The organism is Embleya sp. NPDC020886, assembly GCF_044333915.1.
In the GTDB taxonomy this organism is placed as follows: domain Bacteria; phylum Actinomycetota; class Actinomycetes; order Streptomycetales; family Streptomycetaceae; genus Embleya.
The window spans coordinates 85,157-99,217 of record NZ_JBIRRX010000005.1 but is presented as its reverse complement, the minus strand read 5'-3'; the positions used below and the strand labels follow the sequence as shown (position 1 = coordinate 99,217).

General features: G+C 72.6%; 10 protein-coding genes. 7 read left to right on the top strand and 3 right to left on the bottom strand.

The window, feature by feature from the left end; translation table 11 throughout:
• The first annotated feature begins 189 nt into the window (after nt 1-189).
• From ACH4U8_RS19685 to ACH4U8_RS19675, 3 genes are read left to right on the top strand one after another with little or no spacing between them, the layout of a single operon-like run.
• Nucleotides 190-888, top strand: coding sequence for a hypothetical protein (locus ACH4U8_RS19685; protein ID WP_395779007.1), 699 nt, complete (start codon nt 190-192; stop codon nt 886-888).
• The gene (locus tag ACH4U8_RS19680; RefSeq protein ID WP_360306093.1) at nt 885-1,664 is read left to right on the top strand and encodes an ABC transporter ATP-binding protein; all 780 of its coding nucleotides are present in this window, start codon (nt 885-887) and stop codon (nt 1,662-1,664) included. Before ACH4U8_RS19685 ends, ACH4U8_RS19680 begins: the two co-directional genes overlap by 4 nt.
• A gap of 6 nt (nt 1,665-1,670) precedes the next feature.
• A complete protein-coding gene (locus ACH4U8_RS19675) occupies nt 1,671-4,211 on the top strand; it encodes an FtsX-like permease family protein (protein ID WP_395779005.1) in 2,541 nt (846 codons plus the stop codon).
• A 344-nt stretch (nt 4,212-4,555) separates the two neighbouring features.
• On the opposite strand, the gene ACH4U8_RS19670 is transcribed toward ACH4U8_RS19675, so the two are convergent.
• The gene (locus tag ACH4U8_RS19670) at nt 4,556-4,996 is read right to left on the bottom strand and encodes a VOC family protein (RefSeq protein WP_395779003.1); all 441 of its coding nucleotides are present in this window, start codon (nt 4,994-4,996) and stop codon (nt 4,556-4,558) included.
• A gap of 373 nt (nt 4,997-5,369) precedes the next feature.
• Complete coding sequence (locus ACH4U8_RS19665) at nt 5,370-9,206, bottom strand: ABC transporter ATP-binding protein (RefSeq protein ID WP_395779001.1); 3,837 nt, start codon at nt 9,204-9,206, stop codon at nt 5,370-5,372.
• Nucleotides 9,207-9,399: 193 nt separating this feature from the next.
• Between ACH4U8_RS19665 and ACH4U8_RS19660 the strand changes: the two genes are divergently transcribed.
• Both ACH4U8_RS19660 and ACH4U8_RS19655 read left to right on the top strand, forming a co-directional pair.
• Nucleotides 9,400-10,740, top strand: a complete 1,341-nt coding sequence (locus tag ACH4U8_RS19660; protein ID WP_395778999.1) for a GH1 family beta-glucosidase — start codon at nt 9,400-9,402, stop codon at nt 10,738-10,740.
• A gap of 266 nt (nt 10,741-11,006) precedes the next feature.
• A complete protein-coding gene (locus ACH4U8_RS19655) occupies nt 11,007-11,210 on the top strand; it encodes a hypothetical protein (protein ID WP_360306083.1) in 204 nt (67 codons plus the stop codon).
• A gap of 195 nt (nt 11,211-11,405) precedes the next feature.
• On the opposite strand, the gene ACH4U8_RS19650 is transcribed toward ACH4U8_RS19655, so the two are convergent.
• A complete protein-coding gene (locus ACH4U8_RS19650; RefSeq protein WP_360306081.1) occupies nt 11,406-11,963 on the bottom strand; it encodes a heme-binding protein in 558 nt (185 codons plus the stop codon).
• Between the two features lie 268 nt (nt 11,964-12,231).
• Between ACH4U8_RS19650 and ACH4U8_RS19645 the strand changes: the two genes are divergently transcribed.
• Nucleotides 12,232-13,419, top strand: a complete 1,188-nt coding sequence (locus ACH4U8_RS19645) for a sensor histidine kinase (protein WP_395778997.1) — start codon at nt 12,232-12,234, stop codon at nt 13,417-13,419.
• Nucleotides 13,416-14,048 (top strand): response regulator, encoded by a 633-nt coding sequence (locus tag ACH4U8_RS19640; RefSeq protein ID WP_379988441.1) that lies wholly within the window; start codon nt 13,416-13,418, stop codon nt 14,046-14,048. The genes ACH4U8_RS19645 and ACH4U8_RS19640 overlap by 4 nt, the downstream gene beginning before the upstream one ends.
• Nucleotides 14,049-14,061 lie beyond the last annotated feature (13 nt).

Sequence of the window (14,061 nt, the reverse complement as noted above, 5' to 3'; positions counted from 1 at the left end):
GGCCTCTTGGACCTGCCGGGGCAGCAGGGCCGGTGCATCCCCGGGCCGGACGCCGGCCGGGCCGCGAATCGGAAGAGTTGTTCCCGTCGACGAGGCCCCCGGAGCGAGGCCGTTTCCGCACCTCGCCGACGGGCCCGGGCCCACGCCCCGACCCGCGCTCCCGTCCGGCATTGCTTCCAGGAGGTCACCGTGAACGCGTCCCCGACGACCGGGAAACGGCGCTATTCGAGGTCGGTCCGCAGGGCGGTCAACTCCGGGCACGTGGTGTTCGCGGTCGGCCTGCTGGGCGTCGAGTGGGTCATGCTGCTGATCGGCATCGTGGCCCGCGCGACCGACGACCCCGCGCTGCGACACGGCGCGTATCAGCTGATGCGGATATTCGCGCTGGCGGGCGGGATTCCGTTCGCCGTGCTGTCGCTGATCACCGGTGTGCTGCTGTGCCTGCGGACGCCCTGGGGGCTGTGGCAGCACCTCTGGATCAAGATCAAGATCGTGCTGCTGATCGCGGTGATCGTGGCCGGCGCCGGTGTGGTCAGCCAGTTCGCGCATCGGATGATCGCCGCCTCCGCCTCCGGTGGCAACGCGGACGCGTTGCCACCGCTGCAGACCTGGCACCTGGTCGTGGTGATCTTCCAGTTGCTCGCGTTGATCGCCGCGACGGCGCTGTCCGTCTTCAAGCCCTCGGGCGACCGCGGCCGGGGTCGGACCCGGTCGAGCCGGCGCACCGACGACACACCGCGCGATCGGCGCGTCCCGGCCGGCACGGCCGGCACGGCCGACCGGGTCGACCGGGTCGACCGGGCCGACGCCGCGACTGCGCCCGCCCATGTGGGTCGACCCGCACCCCTTGCTTCCTCCCGTCCCCTCTCCCGAGAAGGATCGTCATGACCACCACCATCGACCCCACGAAGCACTACGCGGCGCGCGCCGAACACGTCTCGCGTGTGCACGGCGTCGGGGACACCGTCGTGCGCGCCCTGGACGACGTCACCATCGGCTTCCCCCGCGGCCGGTTCACCGCCGTGATGGGTCCCTCCGGGTCGGGCAAGTCCACGCTGCTGCACTGCCTGGCCGGCCTGGACGACGTCACCGACGGCGCGGTCTTCCTCGGTGACACCGAGCTGGGCTCGCTCACCGACCGGCAGCTCACCCGGCTGCGCCGGGACCGGATCGGATTCGTCTTCCAGGCGTTCAACCTGCTGCCCACGATGACCGCGCTGGAGAACATCGTGCTGCCCGCGTCGCTCGCGGGCCGCAAGTCGGACCCGGCCTGGCTGGACCGGGTGGTCACCGCGGTCGACTTGGCACAGCGACTGCACCACCGGCCCGGCGAGCTTTCCGGCGGGCAACAGCAGCGGGTCGCGGTGGCCCGGGCACTGGTCGGGCGGCCGGAGATCGTGATGGCCGACGAGCCGACCGGCAACCTCGACTCGCGCTCGGGCGCCGAGGTGCTCGCGCTGCTGCGCGACGCCGTGAACGAACTCGATCAGACCGTGCTGATGGTCACCCACGACCCGGTCGCCGCGGGCTACGCGGACAGCGTGGTGTTCCTGGCCGACGGCCGGATAGCCGACGAGATGCAGGCGCCGACCCCGGACCGGGTGCTGGACCGGATGAAGGCATTCGACCGAGTCGCCGCGGGTGCCGGCGCCCGAGGGGAGTGACGCGCGATGCTGATTCGTCTCTCGCTCGCCAACCTGTGGGCCCGCAAACGCCGGCTCGTGGGACTCGCCCTCGCCGTGCTGCTGGGCACGGCCTTCCTCTCCGGCGCGCTCGTGCTCGCCGACACGATGAACTCCTCCATCGGCGGGCTGATCCGAGACAGCGGCGCCGGCACGGACGTGGTGGTGCGCAACGCCACCTCGGTGACCGACCGGCCCGGCAGCCAGCGGGGCGCGATCGACGGCGCACTGGTGGACCGGGTCCGGGCGGTGCCCGGCGTCGCGGGCGCCGAACCGGTGATCCAGGGCTACGGTCAGGTGATCGGCAAGGACGGCAAGGCGCTCACCGGCAACGGCCCGCGCACGGCGGGCAATTGGGTGACCGATCCGGCCCTGACGCCGTACCGGCTGGCCGCCGGCCGCGCGCCGACGGGGCCCGACGAGGTGGTCATCGACCGGGCCACCGCCAAACAGGGGCACCTGGCGCCCGGCGACCGGACCACCGTGCTCACCCCCGGGCCGGTGCCGGTGACCATCGTGGGCGTGGCCACCTTCGGTGACCTGGACGCCTTCGGCGGCGGCTCGTATACCGCCTTCGACCTCGACGGCGCGCGCCGATACGTGCTGCGCGACCCCGCCAAGGTCGGCACCATCGCGGTCCGGGCCGCGCCCGGCACCGACCAGAAGGACCTGGCCGCGCGGATCCAGCGAGCGCTGCCGGCCGACGTGCAGGCGGTGCCCGGCAACGTGGCCACCGGCGAGGCGGTGTCCGCCGTGGAGGACAGCTTCCTGAAGGTCTTCCGCACCTTCCTGACCGTCTTCGCCGCGATCGCGCTGGTCGTCGCGGCCTTCTCGATCAACCACACGTTCTCCGTGGTGGCCGCGCAGCGCACCCGCGAGGTCGCCCTGATGCGGGCGCTGGGGGCGAGCCGGGGCCAGGCGCTGCGACAGGCGCTGATCGAGGCCCTGGTGATCGGCGTGGCGGCTTCCGCGCTCGGCCTGGCGGCCGGGCTCGGGCTGGCCGCCGGGCTCAAGGAGTTGTTCGCCGGGCTCGGCTTCGAACTACCGGCCCGCGGGCTGACGTTCAAGACGTCCACCGCGCTCACGGTGTTGCCCGTCGGCATCCTGGTGACCGCGTTCGCCGCACTGGTGCCGGCCGTGCGCGGCTCGCGGGTGGCACCGGTGACGGCGCTGCGCGGCGCGGGCGCGGAGCGCACCGAACTGCCGCGTGGGCGGCTGCTCGCGGGCCTGGTGCTGCTCGCGGCGGGCCTGGCGGTGGGCATCGCCGGCGGCGGCCTGGTGGGTCTGGCGATCGCCGCGCCGGCCCTGCTCGCGGGCGTGTTGTCGGTGGCCCCGGCGGGCATCCGGGCGGCCGGCGGTCCGCTCACCGCGCCGCTGCCGCGACTGCGGGGCGCGCCGGGCGCGTTGGCGCGCGGCAATCTGCTGCGCAGCCCGCGTCGAACCGCCGGTGCGGCGACCGCGATGTTGCTCGGGATCGCCATCGTCACCCTGTTCGCGGTGTTCGCGGCCTCGCTCAAGGAGGGTGCCGGTGAGCAGACCCGGAAGGTGATCGCCGGACAGTTGGTGATCGGCGGATCCTCGCCCGCCGGCTGGGCCGGGGGCGGCCACAGCCCCGAACTCACGCGGCGGGCCTCCGAGTTGCCCGGCGTGGTCGCGGCGACCGGGATCCGCAACGCGGGTGCGTTGGTGGACGGGCACGGTCGGCAACTGCTGGCGGTGGACTCGGGCCGGCTGGACCGGGTGTTCGATCTCGACGTGCGGCAGGGGCGGGTGACCGGGCTCGGACCCAGTGGTCTGGCGGTGTCCGCGGACGCCGCGAAGGACCGGGGCTGGCGGCTCGGTTCGACCACCGAGGTGACCTTCCCGGACGGTGCGCGGCAGACGTTCACCGTCACCGGGCTCTACGACCGCACGGCCGTGGTCGGCGACTACCTGATCGACCGCGTCGCGTGGGAGTCGCACGCCGACGCGGCCCTGGACGCCGCGACGGTGCTGCGGCTCGCGCCGGGCGTCTCGACGCACACGGTCGAGGGCGAGGTCGAGCGGTTGGCCAAGGACTACGGCGCGCCGCCGGTACGGGACCGGGAAGGGTTCGTGGCGGCGCGGGCGGAGATGTTGCAGACGCTGGTCGCGGTGGTCTACGTGCTGCTCGCGCTCGCGTTGGTGATCGCGTTGGGCGGTATCGCGAACACGCTGTCCCTGGCGGCCTACGAACGCACGCGCGAGCTGGGCCTGTTGCGGGCGATCGGCGCGGCGCGATCCCAGGTGCGGTCGGCGCTGCGCTGGGAGTCGACGTTGGTCGCGGTGATCGGCGCGGTGAGTGGGCTCGTGGTCGGCCTGTTCCTGGGCTGGGTGGCGATTCGTGCGATCGGCGGTGTCGATACGGGGGCGGCGCTGCCGTTCTCGGTGCCCACGGTGCAACTGGCGGTGCTGGTGGGCGTGGGCGCGCTCGGTGGGCTGGCAGCCGGAGCACGGCCTGCCGCGCGGGCCGCGCGGTTGCCTGTGCTTCGTTCGATCGCGACGGAGTAGGTTCGCTTCGTCCTCGGGGGCCGGCCGGGTTCCGTGACCCCGCCTCCGGCCGAGGTGGCCTCAAGCGCCGGCCGGGCCGAATTTCGGTCCGGCCGGCGCTTCGCCGTTGGCGTGCGCGGTGAATCGGCTCCGGTGGCCTCGAACGCCGGCCGGGTTGGTTCCGTCCGTGGCCGGCCGGGCGCCGTTGCTGTGCGAGATCCGCCGCGCGTGGGTGGACGGGACACCCTCACCGGGTCTCTCCGCGAAGGCCGCGGCGCGTCCGAGGCCCTGCACGTCCGGCCGCAAGCGCCGATTGCCGGCGGAGGACACCAGGTCGGCGCCAACATGAGCGGACTTCCCTCTTCTCAGTTCAGTTGCTCGGCCAGCGCGAGGATGATTCCGCTCGGCCCGCGGAGATAGCAGAGCAGGTAGCTGTCCTCGAAGCGTGTCACTTCGCCGACGAGTTCGGCGCCGTGCGGGCGGAGGCGGGCGAGGGTGTCCTCGATGTCGTCGACGGCGAACATGATGCGGTGCAGGCCCAGCGTGTTCGCCGGGGCGATCTCCGGCTCGGGGGTGATCGCCTTGGGGGTGTGGTACTTCGCCAGTTCGATCCGGCCCGGGGCGTCCGGGATCCGCAACATCGCGATCTCGCTTCGCATGTCGTCGAGCCCGACGACGTTCCCCGCCCAGCGTCCTTCGATCGGCATCCTGCCTTCCAGCTCCATGCCGAGTGCGATGAAGAAGGCGACGGCGGCGTCGAGGTCGTCGACGACGATGCCGACATTGTCCATGCGCTGAATGGTCATGTCCCCGAGGGTAGGGTCCGGGTCCGACGCCGTCGGCTCGACCGGCCGTCTCGCCGGTCACCACTCCTTTCCTTCTTGTGGTTGTCGGGGTCGAGCGGCGGGACGACGTCGACACGGCCGAAGCTCCTCCCGTCCGAGCCTTCCGGCGAATCCGGATACACGCATCGGATTTCCGGCCGAGGAAACCAGGGCCTGTCTTCGATCCCCCGCCGAGCTCCGCGACGCCCGGCACCGCACCTCGCCGCCCCGGAGAAACACCGGAATGGAACCACTACGCAGGCGCTTCTCCGGCACGCCGATGCACGGCATCCGCCCTTCGGGCTCCTCGCTGCGCTCACGCCGCAGAGCCCGACGGGGGATTGCAGACACGCCCCTAGGCCGCGTGTTCCTTGGCGCCGGTGAAGGCGGCCCACAGGGAGGCGTAGGGGCCTGCCTGGGTGAGGAGTCGGGTGTGGGTGCCGAGTTCGACGAGGCGGCCTCGGTCGATGACGGCGATGCGGTCGGCGCGGGCGGCGGTGGTCAGGCGGTGGGCGACGACCAACGTGGTGCGGCGGCCGGTGAGTGCTTCGGTGGCCCGGGTGACCGCGGCCTCGGTGGCCAGGTCGAGTGCGGCGGTGGCCTCGTCGAGCAGGAGGATGTCCGGGTCGACCAGATAGGCGCGGGCGAGCGCGATCAGTTGGCGCTGGCCCGCCGACAGGTTGCGCCCCCGCTCGCCGACGTCGTGCAGATAGCCCCCGTTCAGCTCGGCGATCGCGGCATGCGCGCCGACCGCCCGGGCCGCCGCCTCGACCTCGGCGTCCGTGGCCTCCGGGCGGCCGTACGCGATCGCGTCCCGCACGCTGCCCGGAGCCAGATACGCCTCCTGCGGGACGATGCCGAGCCGGTGCCGATAGGCCGCGAGGTCGTAGTCGCGCACGTCCACGCCGTCCACCAGCACCGCGCCGCCGGTCACGTCGTAGAACCGGGCCACCAGCTTGACCAGCGTGGACTTGCCCGCGCCGGTCTGCCCCACCAGCGCGACCGTCTCGCCCGGTTCGATGTGCAGCGAGATGCCGGACACCACCTCGGGCGACTCGGCGGCGGCGCCGGCAACGCCGGCATCGGTGACCTCGTCGTCCACGAAAGTGGGCGCGTTGTACGCGAACCGCACGTCCTCGAAGGTGATCGCCCCCTTGAGCCCGCTCGCCGGCACCGGTACCGGCACGGCCGGCGGCGGGGTCGTGGTGGGCGTGCGCAGCAGGTCGCGGATCCGGCGCAGCCCCACCGCCGCCTGCTGGTAGCCGTCGAAGACCTGGGAGAGCTGCTGGATCGGTGAGAAGAACATGTCGATGTACAGCAGGTAGGCGATCAACGCGCCCGCCGACAACGTGCCGCCGCCGACCCGATGCGCGCCGACGATCAGCGCGATGCCCGCCGCGACGCTGGACAGGAACTGCCCGAACGGGAAGTAGATCGCGATATAGCGCTGCGCCCGCAGCCGCGATGCGCGGTAGTCGTCGCTGCGTTCGGCGAACCGCTCCGAATTGCGGCCCTCACGGCGAAACGCCTGCGACACCCGCAGTCCCGCGACGTTCTCCTGCAGATCGGCGTTGACCACGCTGACCTTCTCGCGCGCCTCCGTGTACGCCTTGGACGACTTGGATCGAAACACCACGGTGGCCGCGATCAGGATCGGCAGCACACTCATCACGATCAGCCCGAGCTCCCAGTCGAGCACGAGCAGCGCGATCATGATCCCGAAAAAGGTCAGCACGCTGACCACCGCGCTGATCAACCCGGTCTGCAAGAACGTGGACAGCGCGTCCACGTCGGTGGTCATCCGGGTCATGATCCGCCCGGACAACTCGCGTTCGTAGTAGTCCAGGCCCAGTCGTTGCAGGTGGGCGAAGGTCTTCACCCGCAGTGTGTAGAGCAACCGCTCGCCGGTGCGACCCGCGATCAGTGCCTGGCCGACGTTGACGAACCAGTCGGCGGCCACGATCACGACGGCGATCAGCGACACCGTCATGATCGCGCCGGTCGCCCCGTCGTCGATGCCCCGGTCGATCCCGTCCCGGATCAGCGCCGGCAGCGCCAGTTGTGCGCCGGTGTCCAGGATCACCAGGACCAAGGCGAGCGACAACGCCCACCGGAACGGCCGCAACAACGAGCGCAGATCGAACGCCGAGTCCAAGCGGCGCGCCCGCGCGTCGTCCACGTCGGGCCGATCCGTCGCGGGCGGAAGCTTGGCCACCTGGGCGAGCAACTCCGGCGTGGCCTGGAGCATCGCCGCCCACCCACGCGGGCCACCGCCCGTCCCGGTCCCGGCGACCGCACCCGGCGCGACCGCGGGCACCGCATCGGTCGAGGCCGAACGCTCCCACAGCGCGGGCGTCACCCCACCGGCGGCCGACGGCTCGCCCGGTTCCCCGAGCACACCCGGCGCGCCCGCCCCGATCGCCTCGTGCGCGTCCACGCCCTCCGCGTCCTCGCCCGGCCCCGACAGCAGCAGCCGGTACAACGGGCAGCGCCCGCTCAGCTCGTCATGGCTGCCCACGTCCACCAGCCGACCCCGATCCAGCACCGCGATCCGGTCGGCCAGTTGCAGCGTCGAGCGGCGGTGCGCGACCAGGATCGTGGTGCGCCCGGCCATCACCCGGTGCAGCGTGGCGTGGATCTCCGCCTCGACCTTGGGGTCCACCGCCGAGGTCGCGTCGTCCAGCAACAGGATCCGCGGATCGGTGATCAACGCCCGGGCGAGCGCCACCCGTTGCCGCTGCCCGCCGGACAGCGTCAGGCCCTGTTCGCCGACCACCGTGTCGTAGCCCGCCGGCAGTTCGCGGATGAACGCGTCGGCCTCGGCCGCCCGCGCCGCCGCGAGCACCTGCTCCTCGGTCGCGTCCGGCCGGCCGTACGCGATGTTGGCCCGCACGGTGTCCGAGAACAGGAAGCTGTCCTCCATCACCAGGCCGATCGCCGAGCGCAGCGAGTCGAACGTCAGATCCCGCACATCGTGCCCGTCCACCAGGATCGCCCCGGACTGCACGTCGTAGAACCGGGGCAGCAACATCGACACGGTGGACTTGCCCGATCCGGAGGTGCCCACCAGGGCCAACGTCTCGCCCGGTTCCACCCGCAGCGACAACCCGTCCAGCACCGGCCGGGAGGCGACGTAGCCGAACCGCACATCCGCCAACTCCACCGAGGCGGCCACCACCGGCAGCACCCGGGCGTCCGGCTTCTCGGTCACGATCGGCTGGGAGTCGATCACCTCGAAGATGCGCTCCACGCTGGCCCGGGCCTGCTGCCCGAACGTCAACAGGCCGGAGAGCATGCGCACCGGCCCGACCAATTGGCCGAGGTAGGTGGAGAAGGCCAGGAACGTGCCCAGGGTGATCTCGCCGCGCACGGCCAACCAGCCGCCGAGCGCGAGCACCCCGACCTGGCCGAGTGCGGGGATCGTGGCAAGGGTCGGGGTGTACCGACTGTTCAACCGGACCGCGCGCAGCCGGGAGGCGAACAGCCTGCGGCCGGCCGTCTCCAGCCGGAGCAATTCCTGCTCCTCCTGACCGAAGCCCTTGACCACCCGGACCCCGGTGACCGCGTTGTCCACCACGCCGGCCAGCGCGGCGGCGTCCTGCTGAGCCTGCCAGGTGGCCGGGAACAGCCGCTTCCGGGACAGGTAGGCCACCGCGAACAGGCCCGGCCCCACCGCCAGCGACACCAGCGTGAGCAGCGGCGAGAGCCAGAACATCACCCCGAGCGAGATGACGAAGAGCAGCACGCTGCCGGTCATCATCGGGATCATCGACATGAAGCCCTGGACCATCGTCACGTCGGAGATGCCCCGACTGACGATCTGCCCGGTCTGCAATTCGTCCTGCCGCGCACCGTCCAGCCGGGAGAGCGCGCCGAAGATGCGGGTGCGCAGGTCGTACTGCACGTCCAGGGACAACTTGCCGCCGACGTAGCGCCGCGCGTAGGTACAGCCGAAGACGACCACGGCCGCGCCCAGCAGCAGCACCGACAGCGGCAGCAGATCGCCCAACTCGCCGGCGACCGCGTCGTCGACCACCTTGCGCTGCACCAGCGGAACCAGCGCGGTGACCGCCATCCCCACCAGGGACGCCCCGAACGCGATCAGCACGCTGCTCCGGTACCGCCACGAGGCGGCCAGCAGGCGGCGCAGCCAGCCGTGTTCGGGGCGGCCCGGCGCGGGTGTGGTTGTCATGGACAACCATTCTAATTGTCAACCGGCAAAACGATGTTCGGATGACCCGAAGACACCCTGGACCCCACACACCGCGCGGGCCATCATGGGCCGCGATCCGCCGCCCGACCGGACCGGCCCACCGGGGCGCCCGACCGCCGACGGATCACCCGAAACCGCCCGGACCGCCCGCGAACCCCACCCAGGAGCCGCCATGACGTCCCCCGCCACCCCCTGGGAGCTGCCCGCGGGCTTCTCTTGGGGCACCGCGACCGCCGCCTACCAGATCGAGGGCGCGGTGACCGAGGACGGCCGAGGCCGCTCGGTCTGGGACACCTTCTGTGCCGAACCGGGCCGGATCCGCGACGGCCACACCGGCGAGATCGCCTGCGACCACTACCACCGCTGGGCCGAGGACGTCGCGCTGATGGCCGACCTGGGCGTGGACGCCTACCGGTTCTCCATCGCCTGGCCGCGGATCCAGCCGGATGGGCGGGGCAAGCCGAATCCGGCGGGTCTGGACTTCTACGACCGCCTGGTCGACGCGCTGATCGAACGCGGCATCACGCCGACCCCGACGCTGTTCCACTGGGACCTGCCGCAGGCCCTGGAGGACGGCGGCGGCTGGCTCGCGCGCGACACCGCCGCCCGATTCGCCGACTACGCGGAACACGTCGCGGCCCGGCTCGGCGACCGGGTGCGCACCTGGATCACGCTCAACGAGCCGTTCATCCACATGGCCTGGGGCTATGCGCTCGGCGTGCACGCGCCGGGCCACGCGCTGCTCCTGGACGCGCTGCCCGCCGCGCACCACCAACTGCTCGGCCACGGTCTGGCCACCGCCGTGCTGCGCGAGGCCGGCGCGGAACGGGTCCTGGTGTCCAACAACCTGACCCCGGTGACCGCGGCGAGCGAGAGCGCGGCCGATCGGGCCGCCGCGGCGGCGTACGACACGCTGCACAACCGGCTGTTCACCGACCCGCTGCTGCTCGGCCGCTACCCGGATCTGAGCGCGTACGGCCACGACGCCGCGGCGCTGCCCTTCGTCGAACCCGGCGATCTCGACCTGATCGGCGGCTCGGTGAGCGGCCTGGGCGTCAACTACTACAACCCGACGGTGATCGCCGAGGGCGAGCCGGGCGCGCCGCTGCCGTTCACCACGGTGGAGATCACCGGCGTGCCGCGGACCGCCTTCGACTGGCCGGTGGTCCCCGAGGGACTGAGCACCCTGCTGACCGGGCTCGGGGCGCGCTACGGCGACGCGCTGCCGCCGATCTGGATCACCGAGAACGGCTGCTCGACGGCGGAGGGGCTCGACGATCCGGAACGCATCGCGTTCCTGGACGGGCATATCGCCGCGGTGAGCGCGGCGAGCAAAGCCGGAATCGACGTCCGCGGCTATTTCGTCTGGTCCCTGCTGGACAACTTCGAATGGGCCGAGGGCTATCACCAACGGTTCGGCTTGATCCATGTCGACTTCCCGACCGGGATCCGGACACCGCGAGCTTCGTATCACTGGCTGCGTGAGCGCATCGGCGCCGGGCGGCCCGAATAACGCCCGGCACGGTACATGGACACGTGCGGGAGCGCGCAGGCGCATAATACTCACCCTTCCGGGTGAAATTGCGTGTCCTGGACCCTGGGCCAACCGATGACGTCACCCGGGAGGGCGAACGGTGTCTTTTCCTTTGCCGACAAAACCCTAGAGTTGCCGCGCCGCCATGAAACCCCCGGGCGGTGCGGCGGAGCCGTGTCCGGAATTCCGGAGCGCGGCGGGACGCCGATTCGTTTCCCCCGACGTCCCCGGTGAAGGGCAATTCCATGGTCAAGCACGGATTTCGCAAGGCGGCCGTGATCATCACGGCGGTCATCTTCGGCTCGATGGCCTCGCTGTACATTCCCGCGGCACGCGCCGCGCAGACGCCTCGCGAGCCGCTGATGCCGGACAGCTTCCTGCCGGCCCAACTGCTGTTGCCCTTCCAGAGCGCGATCTTCAACACCCAGGGCACGGTGGTCTTCGGCTGACCGCCCACCGGCGCCGCCGCGTGGCGCCACCGGCGGCGGAGTCGACCCCGGAGTCGAGGGGCGAGGAGCGGTGCCTCGTCCCTCGACCCGGGATCGCCCGCCGCCCGAGGCCATCCCGGACGCACGGCGGCGCCCGATGCCCGAAGGCGCCCGGTACAGGGCGGCGCCCGGCGCACGGCCGGGTCCGACGGTCGGCTACTTGAGCTGACCGGCGATCGCCTTGAGGCCCTCGGCGGCGTACTTCTCGTCCAGGTCGCCGGCGGGGGCACCGGCCACCCCGATGCCCACGATCGGGGCGCCGTCCACGGCCACCGGCACCGCGCCGGCCAGGAACAGCGTGCCGGGGATGTCCCGGAGCGACGCGCCCGGGGCGGTGACCCGCTGGGCGAGCGTCGAGGTCGGGGCGTTCCAGGACACGGCGGTGTACGCCTTGCGCCGGGCCGACTCCTCCGACTGCGGGCCGGCGCCGTCACCCTTGAGCACCACCCGGGTGGAGCCGTCCCGGGCGACCACGACCACGGTGACCCGCTGACCGTCCTTCTCGGCGGCGTCGAGCGCGGCCTGGGCCGCCTTGCTCGCGGCGTCCACGCCCAGCGTCTTGACCGACACCACGGCCGCCGCCGGGCGCTCGTCGTGCTTGGCCTCCGAGGTGCCGGGCACCTGGGCCGCCGCGACACCGGCGGTGACCGCGCCGACCGCCGCGAGCGAGAAGACCCCGGTCAGCACCCGACCACGCGTCGAAAAGTTGCTCATCGTCCGTACTCCCTATTCCTGCGTCGTTCCCGGGCGTTGTCCCGATGCCTCCACACTCCCGTCGATCCGCCCGCCCGCCATCGGCAGAGTCGCCGGTCCCGGCGCGCCGGTCGGGCGGTGCGAAGATCAACCGATCGGCCGATCCGGACCCCGGCGCGCCGGCCCACGGTGGAGGGGACCGTCGATCCGCGCGCGTTCGCGCGTGGTCGAGCCGAACGGGACAGGGAACAGGTACGTCGTGCCCCGACAGCGAACAGAGCCATGGCCGGTGCGGCACGCCGGACTGGTGATCCACGCGGGTTTCCTGCTGCTGCTCGCCGCGTCGCTCGCCCGATACACGGTCCGACACGGCACCGACGGCCGGGCGCCGTGGGTGCTCGCGCTCGCGCTGCTGCTCGCCGTGCTCTACCTGGCCGGCCTGGCCCTGCCCGAGGACGCCGCACCCGCGCGAGCGGCCTGGCTGACCGCGGTGCTCGCCACGTGGCTGGCGCTGGTCACCGTCGCGCCGAGCTTCGCGTGGTGCGCCGTGCCGCTGCTCTACACCGGTCTGCGGGTCTTGTCGACGCGGGCGGCGATCGGCACGGTGCTGCTGCTCACCACCGCCGTGGTGATCGCCCAGTACCGACTCGCCGACACCATCGACCCCAGCCTGTTCCTCGGCCCGCCCGCGGTCGCCGCGATCGCCACCGCCGTGTTCACCCGGATGCGCAGCGACGAGCGCCGGCTGCGCGAGACCGTCGCCGAACTCGCGGTCAGCGAGCGCCGCGCGGGCGTGCTGGCCGAGCGCGAGCGGTTGTCCCGGGAGATCCACGACACCATCGCGCAGGGCACCTCCAGTCTGCGGATGTTGCTCCAGGCCGCGGACCGGAGCTGGGACGCCGATCCCGTCGCCGCCCGTGCGCACGTGCACCGGGCGGAGCAGGTGGCGGCGCTCGGCGTCGAGGAGATCCGCCGGTTCGTCCGCGACCTGGCCCCCGCCGAACTCGCCGACGACCCCGGGCTCGCGGGCGGCCTGGCCCGGGTCGTCGAACGTTTCCGGACCCAGGACGGGCCCGATGTCACGCTCGCCGTGGACGGCCGGATCCGCGCGCTGGCCGAGCCGGTGCAGGCCGCGCTCACCCGGACCGCGCAGGGCGCGCTGGCCAACGTGCGCGAACACGCCCGGGCCCGGGCCGTGCACGTGACCCTCACCTACCTGCCGGACCGGGTGGCACTGGACATCCGCGACGACGGCGTCGGCTTCGACCCGGGCCGGACCCGGGTGGGCGACCTGCGTGGCTACGGTCTCCCGTCGCTGCGCCGCCGACTGGCCGAGGTGGGCGGCGAACTCACCGTCGAGAGCGCCCCGGGCGAGGGCACCGCGCTCGCCGCCACCGTCCCCGACGCCGCACCGCCGCCCGCCGCGGCCGCCGACACCGAGCCCTCCTCCCGTCCGAGCCCAGGAGCCACCCCGTGAACCCGATCCGCCTGATCGTGTGCGACGACCACGCCGTGGTCCGGGCCGGCCTGCTCGCGCTGTTCGCCGGGGAGGCGGGCATCGAGGTGGCGGGCGAGGCGGCGAGCGGCGAGGACGCGGTCCGGCAGGCCGCCGCGCTGCGCCCCGACGTGGTGCTGATGGACCTGCAACTGGTCGGCGGGATCGACGGCGTCGAGGCCACCCGGCGCCTGCTCGCGCTGCCCGAGCCGCCGCACGTGCTGGTGTTGACCATGTACGACACGGACGCGGACGTCTCCCGGGCGATCGAGGCGGGCGCGGCCGGCTACCTGCTCAAGGCGGGCAGCCCCGAGGACCTGTTCCGCGCGGTGCACGACGCCGCGGCGGGCCGGACCGTGCTGGCCCCCGAGGTGGCCGCGCGCCTGTTCAGCCGGATGCGCAAGCCCGACAGCACGCTGACCGCCCGCGAGGTGGAGATCCTGCACCTGCTCGCGCGCGGCGTCGGCAACGCGGAGATCGCCCGCGAGTTGTTCATCTCACAGGCCACGGTGAAGACCCACCTGGGCCACATCTACGCGAAGCTCGGCGTGGACACCCGCACCGCCGCGGTGAGCGTGGCCACCGAACGGCGGTTGATCCGGCTGACCTGACGATCCGTCATTC